Source organism: Streptomyces marianii, from assembly GCF_005795905.1.
Taxonomy (GTDB): domain Bacteria; phylum Actinomycetota; class Actinomycetes; order Streptomycetales; family Streptomycetaceae; genus Streptomyces; species Streptomyces marianii.
This window is the reverse complement of record NZ_VAWE01000001.1, coordinates 6,605,490-6,623,036: the sequence shown is the minus strand read 5'-3', so window position 1 is coordinate 6,623,036 and position 17,547 is coordinate 6,605,490. Positions and strand designations below refer to the sequence as shown.

15 protein-coding genes and 1 pseudogene are annotated in these 17,547 nt (G+C 72.8%); 8 read left to right on the top strand and 8 right to left on the bottom strand.

Features of this window, described 5'->3' with window-relative positions:
- Window positions 1-93 precede the first annotated feature (93 nt).
- The 3 genes from FEF34_RS29995 to FEF34_RS29985 form a co-directional block, all read right to left on the bottom strand.
- The gene (locus FEF34_RS29995) at window positions 94-726 is read right to left on the bottom strand and encodes a TerD family protein (protein WP_138055950.1); all 633 of its coding nucleotides are present in this window, start codon (window positions 724-726) and stop codon (window positions 94-96) included.
- 131 nt (window positions 727-857) lie between these two features.
- Window positions 858-2,999 (bottom strand): excinuclease ABC subunit UvrB, encoded by a 2,142-nt coding sequence (uvrB, locus tag FEF34_RS29990; protein ID WP_138055949.1) that lies wholly within the window; start codon window positions 2,997-2,999, stop codon window positions 858-860.
- Window positions 3,000-3,115: 116 nt separating this feature from the next.
- Entirely contained in the window at window positions 3,116-3,997 is an 882-nt protein-coding gene (locus FEF34_RS29985; RefSeq protein ID WP_171053146.1) for an MHYT domain-containing protein, read from the bottom strand.
- Window positions 3,998-4,469: 472 nt separating this feature from the next.
- On the opposite strand from FEF34_RS29985, the gene FEF34_RS29980 reads away from it, so the two are divergent.
- Window positions 4,470-5,006, top strand: a complete 537-nt coding sequence (locus tag FEF34_RS29980; RefSeq protein WP_138055948.1) for a methylated-DNA--[protein]-cysteine S-methyltransferase — start codon at window positions 4,470-4,472, stop codon at window positions 5,004-5,006.
- A 91-nt stretch (window positions 5,007-5,097) separates the two neighbouring features.
- Entirely contained in the window at window positions 5,098-6,381 is a 1,284-nt protein-coding gene (locus tag FEF34_RS29975; RefSeq protein ID WP_138055947.1) for an MFS transporter, read from the top strand.
- 16 nt (window positions 6,382-6,397) lie between these two features.
- Here the strand turns inward: FEF34_RS29975 and FEF34_RS29970 are convergent, their stop codons facing one another.
- Window positions 6,398-6,775 carry a cupin domain-containing protein gene (locus FEF34_RS29970; protein ID WP_138055946.1) on the bottom strand — a complete coding sequence of 126 codons (378 nt, stop codon included), beginning with the start codon at window positions 6,773-6,775 and terminating at the stop codon, window positions 6,398-6,400.
- Window positions 6,776-6,946: 171 nt separating this feature from the next.
- Here FEF34_RS29970 and FEF34_RS29965 point away from each other — a divergent pair, with 171 nt between their 5' ends.
- From FEF34_RS29965 to FEF34_RS29950, 4 genes are all read left to right on the top strand, one after another.
- Window positions 6,947-7,846: a cysteine peptidase family C39 domain-containing protein gene (locus tag FEF34_RS29965; protein ID WP_138055945.1), complete on the top strand. Its 900-nt coding sequence runs from the start codon at window positions 6,947-6,949 to the stop codon at window positions 7,844-7,846.
- Window positions 7,830-9,218: a hypothetical protein gene (locus tag FEF34_RS29960; protein WP_234042614.1), complete on the top strand. Its 1,389-nt coding sequence runs from the start codon at window positions 7,830-7,832 to the stop codon at window positions 9,216-9,218. Before FEF34_RS29965 ends, FEF34_RS29960 begins: the two co-directional genes overlap by 17 nt.
- A gap of 581 nt (window positions 9,219-9,799) precedes the next feature.
- Window positions 9,800-10,708: a pseudouridine-5'-phosphate glycosidase gene (locus FEF34_RS29955; RefSeq protein WP_138055944.1), complete on the top strand. Its 909-nt coding sequence runs from the start codon at window positions 9,800-9,802 to the stop codon at window positions 10,706-10,708.
- Entirely contained in the window at window positions 10,705-11,658 is a 954-nt protein-coding gene (locus FEF34_RS29950; protein ID WP_138055943.1) for a carbohydrate kinase family protein, read from the top strand. The genes FEF34_RS29955 and FEF34_RS29950 overlap by 4 nt, the downstream gene beginning before the upstream one ends.
- 126 nt (window positions 11,659-11,784) lie before the next feature.
- On the opposite strand, the gene FEF34_RS29945 is transcribed toward FEF34_RS29950, so the two are convergent.
- Together FEF34_RS29945 and FEF34_RS29940 are read right to left on the bottom strand one after the other, a co-directional pair.
- Window positions 11,785-12,447, bottom strand: a complete 663-nt coding sequence (locus tag FEF34_RS29945; RefSeq protein WP_138055942.1) for a nucleoside/nucleotide kinase family protein — start codon at window positions 12,445-12,447, stop codon at window positions 11,785-11,787.
- 115 nt (window positions 12,448-12,562) lie between these two features.
- Window positions 12,563-13,213, bottom strand: a pseudogene (locus tag FEF34_RS29940) (winged helix-turn-helix transcriptional regulator); the annotation flags it as partial.
- Window positions 13,214-13,316: 103 nt separating this feature from the next.
- Between FEF34_RS29940 and FEF34_RS29935 the strand changes: the two are divergent.
- A complete protein-coding gene (locus tag FEF34_RS29935; RefSeq protein ID WP_138055940.1) occupies window positions 13,317-14,528 on the top strand; it encodes a pyridoxal phosphate-dependent aminotransferase in 1,212 nt (403 codons plus the stop codon).
- Between the two features lie 486 nt (window positions 14,529-15,014).
- Here FEF34_RS29935 and FEF34_RS29930 read toward each other — a convergent pair whose 3' ends face one another.
- Complete coding sequence (locus FEF34_RS29930) at window positions 15,015-15,746, bottom strand: DUF7873 family protein (RefSeq protein ID WP_138055939.1); 732 nt, start codon at window positions 15,744-15,746, stop codon at window positions 15,015-15,017.
- Window positions 15,747-15,862: 116 nt separating this feature from the next.
- Between FEF34_RS29930 and FEF34_RS29925 the strand changes: the two genes are divergently transcribed.
- A complete protein-coding gene (locus FEF34_RS29925; protein WP_138055938.1) occupies window positions 15,863-16,522 on the top strand; it encodes a DUF2293 domain-containing protein in 660 nt (219 codons plus the stop codon).
- Between the two features lie 151 nt (window positions 16,523-16,673).
- Here FEF34_RS29925 and FEF34_RS43995 read toward each other — a convergent pair whose 3' ends face one another.
- On the bottom strand, window positions 16,674-17,318 hold the full coding sequence (locus FEF34_RS43995) for a chaplin (RefSeq protein ID WP_234042613.1): 645 nt from the start codon (window positions 17,316-17,318) through the stop codon (window positions 16,674-16,676).
- Window positions 17,319-17,547: the final 229 nt, after the last annotated feature.

Here is a 17,547-nt window from a genome sequence, read left to right as displayed (position 1 = left end):
GCAGCTCCCGGTGACCTGCTCGCCTCCGGGAGCTGCGCGGGTCACGGCGGGGCGCCGCCGTGACCTCTGGTGCGGACGGACCTGCCCGCGTGCCTACAGGTGCGGCACGATCGACGGCATCAGGTCCTGGAACGTACGGCCGTTGGCCGGGTTGCCCAGGGCGGTCATCTGCCAGCCCGAGCCGGCGCGGTGCACCTTGGCCATGATCTGGGCGGTGTACTGACCGCCGCCGTCCAGCGTGTAGCGGGCGAGCTCCTGGCCGTTGGTCTCGTCCACGATGCGGCAGAACGCGTTCTGCACTTCCTGGAAGGTCTGGCCCGTGAAGGAGTTGACGGTGAACACGATCTGGTCGATGTGCACCGGCACCCGCTGCAGGTCGACGAGGATCGCCTCGTCGTCGCCGCCCTGGCCGGCGCCGCCGACCAGGTTGTCGCCGGTGTGGCGGACCGAGCCGTCGTCGCTCACGAGGTGCCGGAAGAAGACCACGTCCACCGGCTGCTTGTCGGCGAAGAGCACCGCCGAGGCGTCCAGGTCGATCTCCCGGGTGCGCGACCCGAACAGTCCCCGGCGGGGGGCCGCCTGCCAGCCGAGGCCCATCCGCACCGCGGTGAGGGTGCCGCCGCCCTTCTTCTCCAGGCTGATGGCCTGTCCCTTGGTCAGATTGACTCCGGGACCCCCGGGCGCATTGCCCTTGGATACGTCCACCACGCGCTGTCCCCTCTCCATGGTTCCCCCGCAACCGTCCGTGTGTGCGGTTGCCTGCACCCTACGCAGTCGCTCCGACCGTGCAGCAGACTTGGTGTGTTTTTGTGGCGGTGTTGAGACACTGGCCGCGTCCCGGACGACACCGGCCCGGCTCAGGCGATACCGGCCTCCTTCATCTGCCGCAGCTCCTTCTTCAGTTCGCCCACCTCGTCCCGCAACCGCGCGGCCACCTCGAACTGGAGCTCCGCCGCCGCGGCTCGCATCCGGTCCGTCATCTCCTCGATGATCCCCGCCAGTTCGGCGGCCGGCCGGTCGCTCGTGACCGCGCCCTTGCCCGCCTTGGCGCCCTTTGCGTCGGCGCCTTTGACGGCGTGCGCGGCCAGGGACGGAACAGGGGCCTTGGCTCCCTTGCCGTCCTTGCCCTGCCGATAGCCGGTGCCGAGGAGCTGCTCGGTGTCGACCTCCTCGCGGGCGATGGTGGCGACGATGTCGTTGATCTTCTTGCGGAGCGGCTGCGGGTCGATGCCGTTCGCCTCGTTGTACGCGATCTGCTTGGCCCGGCGCCGGTTGGTCTCCTCGATCGCCTTCTCCATCGCCGGAGTGATCTTGTCGGCGTACATGTGGACCTGTCCGGACACGTTGCGCGCCGCGCGGCCGATGGTCTGGATCAACGAGGTGCCGGAGCGCAGGAAACCCTCCTTGTCGGCGTCGAGGATCGCCACCAGCGACACCTCGGGGAGGTCGAGGCCCTCCCGGAGGAGGTTGATGCCGACCAGGACGTCGTACTCACCGGCGCGCAGTTCGCGCAGCAGCTCGATCCGGCGGAGCGTGTCCACGTCGCTGTGCAGGTAGCGGACCCGGACGCCGAGCTCCAGGAAGTAGTCCGTCAGGTCCTCGGCCATCTTCTTGGTGAGTGTGGTGACGAGGACGCGCTCGTCCTTCTCGGTGCGCGTGCGGATCTCGTGCACGAGGTCGTCGATCTGGCCCTCGGTGGGCTTGACGACGATCTCCGGGTCGACGAGGCCGGTGGGGCGGATGATCTGCTCGACCGAGCCGTCGGCGCGGGAGAGTTCGTACGCGCCCGGGGTCGCCGACAGATAGACGGTCTGCCCGATCCGCTCCTGGAACTCCTCCCACTTCAGCGGCCGGTTGTCGAGCGCGGAGGGCAGCCGGAAGCCGTGGTCCACGAGGGTGCGCTTGCGGGAGGCGTCGCCTTCGTACATGGCGCCGATCTGCGGGACCGTGACGTGGGACTCGTCGATGACCAGGAGGAAGTCCTCCGGAAAGTAGTCGAGAAGGGTGTTCGGCGCACTGCCCGGGAGGCGGCCGTCGAAGTGCATCGAGTAGTTCTCCACACCGGAGCAGGTGCCGATCTGGCGCAGCATCTCGATGTCGTACGTGGTGCGCATGCGCAGCCGCTGGGCCTCCAGGAGCTTGCCCTGCTTCTCAAGCTCCGCGAGGCGCTCCTCGAGCTCCCGCTCGATGCCGGTGATCGCCTTCTCCATGCGCTCCGGGCCGGCGACGTAGTGGCTGGCCGGGAAGACGTACAGCTCGCGGTCGTCGCTGATCACCTCGCCCGTGATCGGGTGGAGCGTGGAGAGCGCCTCGATCTCGTCGCCGAACATCTCGATCCGGACGGCGAGCTCCTCGTACACCGGGAAGATCTCGATGGTGTCGCCGCGGACCCGGAAGGTGCCACGGGTGAAGGCGAGGTCGTTGCGCGCGTACTGGATGTCCACGAAGCGGCGCAGCAGCTGGTCGCGGTCGATCTCGTCGCCGACCCGCAGCGGCACCATGCGGTCCACGTACTCCTGCGGGGTGCCGAGGCCGTAGATGCACGAGACGGAGGCGACCACCACGACGTCCCTGCGGGTGAGCAGGGAGTTCGTCGCGGAGTGGCGCAGCCGCTCCACCTCCTCGTTGATCGAGGAGTCCTTCTCGATGTAGGTGTCGGACTGCGGGACGTACGCCTCGGGCTGGTAGTAGTCGTAGTACGAGACGAAGTACTCGACCGCGTTGTTCGGCAGGAGCTCGCGGAACTCGTTCGCCAGCTGGGCGGCCAGGGTCTTGTTCGGCGCCATCACGAGGGTCGGGCGCTGGAGCTTCTCGATCATCCAGGCCGTGGTGGCCGACTTGCCGGTGCCGGTCGCACCGAGCAGCACCACGTCCTTCTCACCCGCGCGGACGCGCCGGTCGAGCTCGGCGATGGCCGCGGGCTGGTCGCCGCTGGGCTGGTAGGGACTGACGACCTCGAAGGGCGCCATCGTGCGTTCGATCTCGGTAACGGGCCGCATGCCATCAACCGTACGGCCCCCCACCGACAACCGGCCCGGACCGCTCGTGACGGCCGCGCGGCGGACGCGGCGGCCCGTCCTGCCCGGCAGGTGCCACCGCGGCGCGGGCGGGCCCGTCAGGGCCGGCGGGCGCGCTGGAAGCCGGGACGGGCCTCTCGGGACGGCGCCGCCCAGTTCGCCGGCTCGGCGTGAGGGGGGCGGCGCTGCGCGGGCACGCCCACGGCGGCGGCACGCCCCAGGACAGGAGCGTGCCGTACGTCCGGGTCGCCCGTGAGGAGCGCGGGGTCGGACATGACGATCACCGCCGCCAGGACCAGGAACACCACGGGCCCCACCAGCATCGGGGCGAGAAGCGTGAGCGGACTGTCGCCCTCGACCGACGGCGAGGCGGCGCCGTCCACATGGACGGTGACGGCGGCCATACCGGTGTAGTGCATCCCGCTGACCGCCACCCCCATCACCAGTCCGGCGCCGAGGCTCGGCAGGAGACCGCGGACCGAAACCGCCGCCCACAGCGCGGCCGTCGCCGCCACGACGGCGATCACCACCGACAGCGCCACGGTCGGGGTGTCGTACTCGAACCGGCCACTGAGCTGCATGCCCGCCATGCCCAGGTAGTGCACGGTCGCGATACCGAGGCCCGTGATCATGCCGCCGGTGACCAGGGCCATCGTGTTCGCGCCGCGATGGCCGACGACGAACGTCCCGATCGCGGTCATCACGACGGCGACGCCGAGGCTGGCGAAGGTGATCACGGGGTCGTAGCCGATCGGAACCCCGTCCACGGCGAAGCCCGTCATGGCGACGAAGTGCATCGTCCAGATCCCGGAACCGATGGAGACGGCACCGAGCGCCAGCCAGCCCGGCCGCACGGCGCCCCCGCTCCGCAGTGCCCTGGTCGTGCAGCGCAGCCCGAGCACACCCCCCAGGCACGCCATGAGGTACGCGGCCACGGGCGTGACGAGCCCATGGCTGAAACCGTCCACTGTGCCCTGCATCGCGTTATGCCCTTCGCCCCATGTGTCGCCAGGTGTCCTCGTGCGTCCCGTCGAGAAGGCCGTCCTGGGCGAGCGTATGGCGAGCGCCCCGGCAAGCAAACCTCGGGACGGAGATTTATCCGCGACGAAAGCGTGGGCCGGGAGTCGCAGCGCGAGGGTTCCGTTCATCTTGTGGCCATCCTGCGACCGTAAGTGATCGGTCCGGGAGCCCGTTGAAACGTTGACCGGCTCAGCCCGGCTCAGCCCGGCTCAGCCCGGCCCGACTCAGCCGGCCCCGGTGGCCTGGGCGGACTCGGACTCGGACTCGGCGGAGACGTCCTCGTCGGAGCACCGACACGCGCGCCGGGCGCCCGCCCGTGGCGGACCGGTGCGCACACCCGGCCCGTCGGCGATCCGATACCGGCCCGGGAGCCCGGTCCGGCGTTCCCACGGGCCGGGTCGGCTGTCGGTGCCCGGCCGTACGGTGGTCCGCATGAAGAGCTTCGAGTGGACCGTCGTGGACTCGGGCATCGGGCCGCTGCTGCTCGCCGCGACCGAGGACGGACTGGTGAGCATCGCCTTCCACGCCCGGGAGCCGGTGCGGGCCGGAGCGGTCGGCCGGCTCGCGGAGCGCCTGGGCCGCCGGGGGGTCGAGGACGTCCGGGGCTCGGGGCTGCTGGCCGAGCCGATACGCCGGCTCGCGGAGTACTTCACGGGGCGGCGCTCGGAGTTCGGGCTGCCGCTGGACTGGTCGCTGACGTCCGGCTTCAACCGCCGGGTGCTGCACGAGCTCGCGGAGACCGTGCCGTACGGCACGGTCGTGGGGTATGGGGAGCTGGCCGAGCGGGCGGGCCGGCCCGGTGCCGCCCAGGCGGTGGGCGCTGCGATGGGGTCCAATCCCCTGCCCCTGGTGGTGCCGTGCCACCGCGTGGTGGAGAGCGACGGTGGCCTGGGCGGTTTCGGCGGCGGCCTCGAGACCAAGCGGAAGCTGCTGGCACTGGAGGGAGTGCTGCCGCAGCCGCTCTTCTGACCGGACCGGACCGCGCGGACGGCGTGCGGCGGCCCACCGCGGCGCGACGGCCGGGGTGCCGTGGAGCCGATGTCACTGGCACACTGCGGCAGTGACCAGTACCTCTCACGACGTGCCCATAGCCGCCGGCTCCCCGGACCTGCCCGCCCTGCGCCGCCGGATCACTCCCGTGCTGATCGCGAGCCAGATCCTCGGCGGTCTCGGGGTCGCGACCGGCATCGCGCTGGCCGCCGTACTGGCCCAGCAGGTCAGCGGGTCGGAGGCGCTGTCGGGCCTCGCCCCCACCGCGACGGTTGCCGGCACGGCGCTGCTGTCCGTTCCGCTCGCCTCGCTGATGACCGCCCGTGGGCGGCGTCCCGGGCTGGTACTGGCCTATGTGATCGGGGCCGTGGGCGCCGGTGTGGTGGTACTCGCGTCGGTGCTCGGCAACTTCCCGCTCCTCCTGCTGGGCATGGCCGCCTTCGGGGCCGCCTCCTCGGCGAACCTCCAGGCGCGCTTCGCCGCAGCGGACCTGGCGGAGCCGGCTCGACGCGCCCGCGCCATCTCCCTGGTGGTGTGGGCGACCACCATCGGGGCGGTCCTGGGACCGAACATCGCCGCACCGGCGGGCCGGAGTGTCTCCGGGTCGGGGATACCGGAGACCGCCGGGCCGTTCGTCTGGGCGGCCGGGGTCTTCCTGATCGCGGCGGTGGTCGTCGCCGTGCTGCTGCGGCCCGATCCGCTGCTGACGGCCCGTGCGCTCGCGCCGTCGGAGGAAGGGGACAAGGAGGAGCGGTCGCTGCGTGCGGGAGTCCGTGCCGTACGGGAGTCCGCCGGAGCCAGGCTGGCGCTCGTCACGGTCGCCGTCTCGCACACCGCGATGGTGTCGATCATGTCGATGACCCCCGTCGCGCTGAGCCACCACGGCGCGGGTATCCAGCTGATCGGCCTGGTCATCAGCGGCCACATCGCCGGTATGTACGCCTTCTCGCCGGTGATGGGCGTACTGTCCGACCGCTTCGGCAGGCTGTCGGTGATCGGACTCGCCGTGGGCCTGCTGTCGTGCGCCGCACTGCTCGCGGGCACGGCGGGAGCGAGCCACGGCCGTACCGCGGCGGGTCTGTTCCTGCTCGGCCTCGGCTGGTCGGCGGGCCTGGTCTCCGGCTCCGCTCTGCTCACCGACTCCGTGCCGGGCCCCGCCCGGGCGGCGGTCCAGGGCCTGTCGGACCTGACCATGAACGCGGCAGCGGGCATCGGCGGTGTCATGGCGGGGCTGATCGTGGCGCAGGGAGGCTACGGCCTGCTCAACCTCGTCGGCGCGTGTCTGCTACTGCCACTCGCGGCCCTCGCCGTCCGCCGCGCCGTCACCCGCAACGGCGCGGCGGCCGGGGACTGACCGCCCGCCGACGCCGTCACTGGCTGATGTGGTAGGCCTTGCGCAGCGTCTCGTGGACGGTCCACGTCGTACGGTCGCCCTCGCGCAGCACACAGGCGTCGCCCGGCCCGATCTCCAGCGTGGCACCGCCCTCGACCTCGACCGTGGCGCGCCCGCTCACGACGACGAACAGTTCGTTCGCCTCCGTGTCGGTGACCACGCCGGGCGTGATCTGCCAGAGGCCTCGCACCTGCTTCCCGTCCTCGGACTCCCACAGCACCTTGCCCGTCACCACCGGGTTCCCCGAGACGATCTGCGCCGGGTCGAGGGGCTCGGGCTCCAGCTCCGCGTCCGGGATGTGCACGACGAACGAAGGAGAAGAGGGCCCGGCAACTGAGTGATCAAAGGTCGTCATGGCGGCTCACCTTAGCGGGCGAAAGATCCGCGGCACGCGGCGAGCCGCCCCGAGAGGCACAGGGGCACGGGGCACCGTCGAGGTACGCCCCCAGCTGCCCACGCGCAAGAGTCGTGCGACACCCACGGCAGCGCTTGCCCGAGTCCCCCCTCGTACAGGAAGCGACCACCGATGTCAGCAGTGCGCACAGGGCGTTGCCTCGCCCTCCTCACGGCCGTGTGCCTCCTCTCCGCCCTCACCGCGACCGGGCCGGCCGCCGCCGCGGAGCCGGCCGACGCCCGCGCGACGGCGGGGCACGACACCGACCCGTTCCCGGGCCTCCTGCCCGGATCCGGGTCCCGGAGGGCGCCAGGCGCCTTCTACAAGCAGGCCCTGGACACCCTCGGGCCGCAGCGACTCACCGCCGAGCAGCGCCGCGTCACCGCCCGGAAGGAGGCGGAGGCCGCCGCGTGGTTCGGGCGGCCCGCCCCCCGCGCCAAGCGAGCCGGCTACATCGTCTCCGGCGGGCTGCACCAGTCCCAGCGAAGGTCGTACTGGTGCGGCCCGGCCGCCCTCGTCATCGCCCAGTCCGCGCACGACGAGGTCGGCGGGCGCTCCCAGCAGAGCGCGGCGGACCTCCTGGAGACCGACACCAGCGGCACGGCCTGGTACGGGGTCGGCATCGACGTCGAGGAGCCGACCGGCTATCCGATGGCCGACGCCCTCAACCACCGTCTCCCCGGCGCCAACTACGTGCCGAGGTCGCTGCCGTACAGCCCGACGTCGGCCGATGTGGCGGACTTCCGGGAGCACATCGTCCACAACACGGACTACGACTACGCGATCGCAGGCAACGCCTGGGAGGTACCGGGCGGTCCGCACCTGGCCGGGCACCCGAACATCGAGATCTTCCACTGGGTCGCCATCGACGGCTACAACAGCGACACGGACGCGCGGCAGGTCCGCTACCTGGACCCGGTCGGCGGGGTGAGCACCAGCGTGATCTCGTGGGCCGGCGGAGTCCCGAAGTCCGCCCGGATCTCCGCGGACACCATCACGACGATCATGGGTGGCCGTGGCTACGTCTGGTAAGCCCTCCGGCCGGGACTTCCCGGCCGGCCGGCCCCGTCCGGCGGGCGGGGCGCCGGACCGTCCGGACCGGCGGTGCGGCCGGTGGGGCCGCGCCGGCGCACCACCGGCACCACCGGAACGATGGCACCGCTCCGGCGCACCACGGGTCCCGGCGCTGCTCGGCTCGGCCCTGCTCGTGCTCGCGGGCCTGGGGTGCTCGCCGGCCCACGAGTCGGCCCCGACGGACACCGCCTCTCGGGTTCCCTCGGCTCCCTCCTCGTCGGAACCGGCGCACGCGCTCCCGTCCGGCTCCGCTCGGACGGCTTCCCCGCCGGCCACCGTCGTCCGGGCGGCATGCGAGGCGCCCCTGCCCGAGAGCTGGCGGTCCGCGCTCGCTGCAGGCGAGTTCCGTGCGCCGGCGGGCCAGCGTGCGGTCCTCACCGAGGTCGGGCCCCGGGCCAGGTGGACCGTCGTCCAGCTTTCCGACGGGCGGAGCCGCCGGGCGGCCGTCGTCGAGGACGCCGAGGCACCGCGCACCCTGCTGACGTTCACCGATCCCGTCGAACACCAGCTCCTCGCGGCCGACGTCTCGGCGGACGGGCGGTGGACGGCGTTCGCGGTCCTGGAGGGCCGCACGCTCGACAGTCCGTGGTCGCTATACGTGCAGGACGCCCAGGGCGGGATGCGCAGGCTCGCGCGGTCAACCCTCCCCGGCCCACTCCCCCAGCCCGTCGTCCGGAACGGTTCGGTCTTCTGGGCGCAGGGCACGGGCAAGGGCCGGGCCACGATCTTCAGCAGTCCGGTCCGCAGGCCCGGCTCCGGGAACCGGGCGCCCTCGCCGCGCGCCCTGCACTCCGGTGTGCTGGACGCCCCGTTCGCCGCGGGCGGGCTGCTGGCCTGGCGGGAGGCGAGCGCGGACGGCCGGTCGACGCAGTTGTCCGCGCTGTCGTTCGCCACCCTGCGCCCCGCCGGACTGCCGGGGCCCCTCGCCGCACTGCGCGATCTGAGGTCTCCGGCCTCGGACGGCGCCACCTGGGCCTGGATCGAGGAGGGGAAGGACGGGGGTGAGCCGAGGCTGGTGGTCTGGCGGCAGGGGCAGTCGTCACCGGTGGCGCGGCTCTCCGGTGCCCCCGCTGCCGAGGGGCTCGACCAGCTGCGCATCAGCGGTGAACTGATCACGTGGCGTACGCCCGAGGCCGCCTACGCCCTGGACCTGCGGACCTCCGCGTACACGCGGATCACCCCGCAGTACGGCTACGCCCAGGCCAGAGCGGGCGCGCTGGCCGTCGCCTACAACAAGGACCAGACGAAGGGGCCGGGTGCGCGGTCGGTGATCCAGGTCGTGCGTGCGGACCGGCTGCCAAGGCTGCCGAAGCCGCGCGACTGCGGCTGAGACGCGGAGCACCGCTCGGGCCCCCCGTGCCCGGGCGGTGCACGAGTCGCCGTTCGGGGCGGTGCACGGGCCGCTGTTCGGGGCGGTGTGCGGGCCGCCGACCCAGACAGTGCACGAGCCCCGTGCCCGGGCAGTGCACGAGCCGCCGTTCGGGGCGGTGCACGGGCCGCCGTTCCAGGCAGTGCACGAGCCGCCGACCCAGACAGTGCACGAGCCGCCGTTCCAGGCGGTGGACGGGCCACTGCCCCAGGCGGTGCACGAGCCCCGTGCCCGGGCGCGGTGCGCGGGCGTCGGCAGCGGTGACCGCGGCACCAGTGGTCGCGGACCCTCGGGACCAGTGACCGCGGCACCGGTGGTGGCCGGGAAGGGGCGGGGCCGGTGGTCCGGGAGGGGTGGGCCGAGGCTGGTGGTCCGGCGGCGGACGGCTGCCGAGCCGGAGGGTCCCGGTGGGGCGGCGGCGAGGAACGGAACGGGCACGCCGGACGGGGCGAGGCACGAGCACGCGCACCATGTCGGCCGGGCCGTGACGGCGCGACTGCCGAAACGTTTGGGCACACCGCTGCCGTGCCAGGGATGTGGACATGCCCGAGACCACACTGATGCTGTCCGAAGAAGTACGGGAGGCGCTCGACGCGCGCCGGCCCGTCGTCGCCCTGGAATCCACGATCATCGCCCACGGACTGCCGCGGCCGCGCAATCTGGCCGTCGCCGAGGAGCTGGAGACACTGGTCAGAGGCGCCGGCGCGGTGCCGGCAACGATCGCCGTACTGGACGGCAGGGCCCATGTCGGCCTGGGCAAGGACGAGTTGGAGCGCATCGCCACGGACAGGGGGGTGCGCAAGTTCGGGCACCGCGATCTGGCCCCCGCCCTCGCCGCCGGGGCCAGCGGGGCGACGACCGTGTCCGCCACGGCGTTCCTCGCGGCACGCGCCGGGATCCGGGTCTTCGCGACCGGCGGGCTCGGCGGGGTGCACCGGGAGTGGTCGGTCACCCAGGACGAGTCGGCGGACCTGCGGCTGCTCGCCAGGACCGGGATCACGGTCGTCTGCGCCGGGGTCAAGTCGATCCTCGACGTCCCGGCGACGCTGCAGCGCCTGGAGACCCTCGGGGTCGGCGTGATCGGCTACGGCACCGGGCACTTCCCCGGGTTCTATCTGTCCTCCTCCGGCCTGCCGGTCGACTGGACGGTCCGTACCCCGGAGGAGGTGGCGGACGTGATGCGCGCACAGGAAGCGCTCGGCGGGCCGGACACGGCACTGATCGTGGCGCGGCCGGTGCCGGAGGACGAGCAGCTGGACCCGGCGCTGCACGACCGTGTGCTCGCGGAGGCGCTCGACGAATGCCGGGAGCGGGGCATCGGCGGCCAGGCGGTCACGCCGTTCCTGCTGGACTTCCTGATGAAGCGGACGGGCGGCGCCTCGCTGGAGGCAAATCTGGCGGCGGTACGCGGCAACGTACGGCTGGCGGCACGGATCGCGGCCGCGCTGTGAAAGCGGCAGCGGGCCGAGAGGAGACGGCGTGGCCCGGTGCGGCCGGAGGAGCGCTGCTGGTCGTCGGAGACGTGGCCACGGACGTGGTGGCCCGCCACACCGAGCCGCTCACGTACGGGACAGACACCGCGGCGGAGATACGGACGCTGCCGGGCGGTGCCGGCGCCAACGCCGCCTGCTGGGCGGCCTACTCGGGCTGCGCGGACGTACGGCTGCTCGGGCGGGTCGGCGCAGGAGGCGCGGAGTGGCACGGCACACTGCTGCGGGACTCCGGAGTCCGCCCGACGCTGATCCCCGACGAGGAGGCACCGACGGCCACGATCGTCGCGCTGGTCGACGCGAAGGCCGAGCGGACCTTCCTCACCGACAGTGGAGCGGCGCTGCGGCTGTGCCCCGCCGACTGGTCGGCGGGGCTGCTGGACGGAGTGGCCGGACTCCACCTCTCCGGGTACCTCTTCTTCTCCGAACCCAGCCGGGAGCTGGCCCGACTGGCTCTCGCGGACGCGCTCGAACGGGGCGTTCCGGTGAGCGTCGACCCGGCCTCCGCCGGGTTCATCGCCACTCTGGGCGTGGACCGCTTCCTCGCGACGGCGGCGGGCGCCGCGGTGCTGCTCCCCAACGCGGACGAGGCCAGGCTCCTCACCGGCCTCTCCGATCCCGCCGACGCCGCGGCCGAACTGAGCCGCCGCGTCCCGCTGGCCGTCGTCACGCTCGGCGCGGGCGGCGCGCTCGTCGCGGAGTCGGGCGCGGTGACGGCCCGGGTCGCCCCTGTTCCGGCGACTGCGGTCGACTCCACGGGCGCGGGCGACGCCTTCACGGGCGCCTTCCTGGCCGCCCTGCTCTCAGGCGCGTCCCCGGTCGCCGCGGCGTCGGCGGGGTGCCGCGCCGGGGCCCACGCGGTCACGGTGTGCGGGGGCCGGCCGCCGGGGAGCACGGGTACGCGGCCGTAGTCCACGTCCCCGAGCACCTCCCCGGACACCTCACCGCGCCGGCCGGAGACTCCCGGACCGCCCGCGCGCCGCCGGGCCGGCCGTGCCCGTCACCCGGAGCGCGCACCGCGAGTGCACCAGTCGCACTCACCGTTCGTTCTCGTCGCGGCCTTCCCACGGCGCGTTCCACGCGGGGTGGCGCGGGTCGTCGGCACGGACCACCACCTCGGCGGACACCGACGGCGAGACGTCGTGCTCGTAGCGCTCGAAGGCGGGCAGCGTCCACAGCTCGCCGGCGTCGGTGCGGCGGCGCAGGGCTCCGGGCGAGAGACGCAGGTGGACGGTCAGGTCGAAGGGGAACCAGTGCCCGAGGAGCAGCGGGCCGTGGAGCACCAGCACGCCGCCCGGCGGCAGTTCGGCGCGGGGGCTGCGTGTCGCACGGTCGGTGAGCGGGTCCCGGAGGTCCGGGAGCACCCGTCCCGAACCGCCCGGCTCCAGCGGCCCGAACACCTCGCGCCAGAGCGCCCCGACGTCGAACCAGCCGTCGTAGAAGCTGTCGGGATCCTCGCGCCCGAGCTCGAACCGCAGCGAGGCGGGCCGCAGGAACCCGCCCGTGCCCACCACCCGCACCGCACGTCCGCGCAGCCGCAGAGCCTCGGCGAGGGCCTCGGCCGCACCCGCCGTGCCGGCGGCGGGGGCGCCGTCGACGGCGACGCGCAGCCACGGGCTGCCGTCCTCGGCCCGCCTCTCGGCGATCCGGTCGGCGACGGCCTCGGTCAGCCGCTCCCAGGTGATCGGTTCCAGTCGCACCCGTCCGTCATCGCTCCCGGCCGTCGCCCTGCTCCGCGGCACCCCGCGACCGGCCGCAGGACGCGTCGACGAGTATGCCCGTGTCCCGGCCGGTGCCCGGCGGCTCCCCGTCGAGCCCTTCAGCGAGCGCGGCCGCCGCGGCCCCGCCGCCGGAGACGCGGATGCGTCCGTCCCGTACGCCCTCCGCGACGCCGAGGTCGCCCCGGCTGACGGCGAGGCAGGTGCCGCCGTCCAGCTCCAGCCGGGTGGCCGGGACCCCGGCGGGGGCCGGACCGTCCCCGTAACCGGACTCCCCGGATCCGTCCGGAGCGAGCCTCAGATGGAACTCCCCCTCCGGGAGGTGGACTTCGACGGTGCCGGTCATTCCCGCCACCTCCAGCCGGCGCAGCAGCGGGACGGCGAACCAGTGGGCCCGTACCGCGTCCGTCGGGCGGGGGCCGTCGAGTGCGGGCGCACCCCATTCGGCCAGGGCTCCGACCAGGGGGAGCAACAACCTTCCGCGTTCGGTCAGTTCGTACACGTACGCGGAGACGGGGGCGGGCAGCCGGCGGCGGGTCGTCAGCCCGTCGCGCTCCATGTCCTTGAGCCGGGAGGCGAGGACGTCCGTGCTGACTCCGGGCAGATCGGCATGGAGATCGGTGTACCGGCGGGGGCCCGCCAGCAGTTCCCTCACGATCAGCAGTGTCCAGCGGTCGCCGACGGAGTCGAGGGCGCGGGCGACGGCGCAGTACTGGTCGTAGCTTCGGCGGCGCGGAGGACGGGGCATGCAGGGCAGTCTAGACCCGTTGTTGGACTTTCCAAGCTGTCACTTGGTAAAACCAAGTGACAGCGGGTACCACCGTCCGCGTCAGTCCTGGGGAGGCCTCCGCATGGAGTTCCGGCAGTCGAGCAAGCTCAGCGAGGTCTGCTACGAGATCCGCGGCCCGGTGATCGAGCACGCCAACGCGCTGGAGGAGGCCGGCCACAGTGTGCTGCGGCTCAACACCGGCAACCCCGCGCTCTTCGGCTTCGAGGCGCCGGAGGAGATCGTCCAGGACATGATCCGGATGCTGCCGAAGGCCCACGGCTACACGGACTCGCGCGGCATACTCTCCGCCCGGCGCGCCGTCGCCCAGCGCTACCAGGCGCTCGGGCTCACGGACGTCTCCGTCGACGACGTGTTCCTCGGCAACGGCGTCTCGGAACTCGTGTCCATGGCGGTGCAGGCGCTGCTGGAGGACGGCGACGAAGTGCTCGTCCCCGCACCCGACTTCCCGCTGTGGACCGCCGTCACGACCCTCTCCGGCGGGAAGCCCGTGCACTACCTCTGCGACGAGGGGTCCGACTGGTACCCGGACCTGGACGACATGGCGTCGAAGATCACCGACCGGACCCGGGCCGTCGTGATCATCAACCCCAACAACCCCACCGGAGCGGTGTATCCGCGCGAGATCGTCGAGGGCATCCTGGACCTGGCGCGCCGCCATCAGCTGATGGTCTTCGCCGACGAGATCTACGACCAGATCGTCTACGACGGCGCCGTCCACCACACCGCGGCCGCACTCGCCCCGGACCTGGTCGTCCTCACCTTCAGCGGACTGTCCAAGACCTACCGGGTGGCGGGCTTCCGCTCCGGCTGGCTGGTCGTCACCGGCCCCAAGCAGCACGCGCGCAGCTATCTGGAGGGGCTCACGATGCTCGCGTCGATGCGGCTGTGCCCCAACGCGCCCGCACAGTACGCCATCCAGGCCGCGCTCGGCGGACGCCAGTCGATCCACGAGCTCACCGCGCCGGGCGGACGGCTGCGCGAGCAGCGCGACCGTGCGTGGGAACGGCTGAACGAGATCCCCGGCATCTCGTGCGTGAAGCCCAGGGGGGCGCTGTACGCCTTCCCCCGCATCGACCCCGAGGTGCACCCCATCCACGACGACGAGAGGTTCGTGCTGGACCTGCTGCTACGGGAGAAGATCCAGGTGGTGCAGGGCACCGGCTTCAACTGGCCGCGCCCGGACCACTTCCGCATCCTGACCCTGCCGCACGCGGACGACCTGGATGCCGCCATCAGCCGGATCGGGCGCTTCCTGAGCGGATACCGCCAGTAGGCGAGAGGCCGCCGGCCGCCGGGGCGTGTGAGCCGGGCGACGCGGCGCGCGCCGGAGCGCCCACACAGCCGGGGTGGCTCACAGCGCGCCGGGCGAGCCGGACCGTGCCGCCCGGCACGGGCGGAAGGCGCTGGTGAACGGGAGCGGGCCCGGAGGCGTAGCCGGCCTCCGGGCCCTGTTGATGCCGCTCACATTCACACGCCGGCACGCTTGAGGGCCCGGGTCAGTCGTCATTGCGCCGCGTCCTTCCTTTGGACCACCGCGGACCGAGCTCCGCGGGCCGGACTTGAACCGGCATCTCGACGCACCAGGGCCCGGGCCCGGTCGATCCGGCGATGAGCGGCGAATGCTGAGTCTGGAGCGAGAGTCTGAGATTCATCGCGGCCGGTCTCCTGCCGGCCGCGCGGTTCACGACCAGCTTCAGCTTCAGCTTTGCGCTCCTCGCGCACCCCGGCCGTGGTGCGTGGTGGCCGGGGAGTACCTGGGCTACCCGAAGAGGTAGCCGAACACGGCGTCGCCGACCCGCTGGTCGGTGACCTCCGCGCCGTTCGCCTCCTCACGGGCGAACTTCACCGCCTGCTGGAGCTTCTCCACCCGGTCCAGCAGCTCGTTGACCCGGCGGGCGGGCAGGGCACCGGAGAACTTCACGGTGGTCCAGTACCCCACCGGGATGTCCTCGTAGTACACCTCGACCTGCGCGGGGTGCTTCTCGGTCGCCTCCGCCTTCACATGGTTGCGGGGCACCTTCTTCGTACGGACCGTCTTGACCGGCTCGGTCTTCCAGGAGTCGGTGGACGGGTCCTGGGTCCAGGACTCCGCCGCGTCCAGCACCGGGAGCCTGCGCACGAAGGTGTTGATGTCCGTGAGCTGCTTCTCCAGGAAGAGGAGGTACGCGACGGGTACGCCGGCGACCAGGACCCGCCCGTCGACGGTGACGTCCGCGCGGGCCGCGCAGTTCGCCCAGTCCTTGGTGGCGGTCACGTCGAACAACCGGGTCAGCGTCCTCGCGGTGTCGCGCAGCACGTCCTCGGCCTTGACCTGCACCAGCGTCGACTCGGGCGGAAGCTGCTCGCCCTCCTCGTCCTTGGGCTGGTAGGTGCGGGCGATTCCGGCGAGCAGGGCCGGCTTCTGGAGGCCGTGGTGAGCCGTCGTCAGGTCCTGGTGCGCCTTGGACTTGACGCCCTTCTCCACTGCGATGATCTGATTGAGTTTCGCCACGTGCGGGAATCTAGCAAGACCAATGTCCTTTTCCCGAACGATTATTGGACGACCGTCTTCTGTCAGCCGTCATTTCCCGTTCGTGAGGCGTTCCGCGGGGAGGGGGCGAGGGACCGGTGGATCCGCTCGTCGTCGTCGAGCCGCTGAAGCGGCGGCATTGCGCTGAATGCCGGCGGGGTCCGCTGGAGCGGCTGGTGCTGGAGTTCAACGCCCCGCGCTGTCTCGACTGCGCGGACCTGGGCCATCTGGTCTTCCTGGCGCGCGGTGACGCGGCGCTGACCCGGCGGGCTCGCGAGGCGAGTTCCCTGTGGGCCGTCGTCGTACGGCACAACAGACAGCGCACCCGGTACGAACGGCAGGGCCTGCTGGTGGAGGAGGCGGCACTGGCGCGTGCGGAGGCGGCGTGCCTGGCCGACGCGGAGGCGCGGGCACGCCGACGGGAGCGGGACGCGGCCCGGCGGGCGGCGGAGGACGTCCGATTCACCGCCCGACTCACCGCGGAGATCCTGCGGCTCTTTCCGTCCTGCCCGCTGGACCGCGCGCTGGACGTGGCGGCGCACACCTCGGTGCGGGGCAGCGGGCGGGTGGGGCGTACCGCGGCCGGCCGCGCCCTGGACGAGGGCGCGGTCACGGCGGCGGTGCGGGCTTCGGTACGCCACCGGGACACGCCGTACGACGGGCTGCTGATGCGTGGTGTCCCTCGCCGCGAGGCACGCCGACGGGTCGCTGCGGCCGTCGACACGGCGCTCACGGCCTGGCGCACGCCTCCGGCGTGACGGCGTGACGTCCGGAGCGATGGTCACGGGGTACCGCAGGGGCGGAACGTGGCCGGGGGGAAGGGTGGCGCCGCGGGGCCGGGCCCGGACGGCTCCGGACCGGGCGGCAGAAGCAGCACAGGCCCCGTGTACGACGCGGGCGCCTGCGTGTCTACGCCCTGGCGCGGGACCGGCGGAACAGCACGGCTCCGCCCACGACCAGGGCGGCGCCTGCCGGGAGGGTGAGGCCCAGAGACGCCGGTGTGCCGGTCTCGGCCAGGTGGACCGGGCCCTGCTGGGGCTCCAGGTCGCGCGTGGCGGGGCGGACCTCCGACGGTGTGACCGTCTTCGGCGGCGTCACCTGCCGGGGCGGGGCCGGCGGGTTGGCGGAGTTCGAGGAGGAGTTGCCGACCGCGGCGTTGCCGATGCCGACGACGTTCACGGAGTTGCCGGTGACGTTCACGGGGACGTCTACGGGCAGCTGGAGCGCGTTTCCGGAGAGGACTCCGGGGGAGTCGTTCGCGGTCGTCCCGGCGACCGCTCCACCGTCTGCCGCGCCGTCGTCTCCGCCGTCGTTTCCTGCGTTCTCGCAGCTGTTGCCGACCGCCGGGTTCAGCAGACCGATCACGTTCACGGTGTTGCCGCACACGTTCACCGGCACATGGACCGGGATCTGCACCGTGTTGCCGGAGATCAGGCCCGGTGATCCGGCCGCGCTCCCCTGCGCGCCCGAGTCGGCGTGGGCGGCCCCGGCGGCGGCCAGCGCGCCGCCGGTGACCATCGCTGCGACCAGACCTGTTCGGCGAATGTGCCTCATGGATTTCTGCCTTCCGGTGGATGAACACGGGTGCTCACCCGCACCGGAGATAACGCCATGGAGCCGACCGGGTTATGGCCGCGACGCGTTTCACCCCTTCGGGTGGGGTGGGGCAGAACTGTCCGGCACCGTCGATGTGTTCGGCTCCCGGCGTCGCGGTCCTGGACTCGGCGCCGGTGTGGGCGCTCGGTGGGCCGATCGGCGCGGCCGGGCCCGGTGCGGCCGGGCC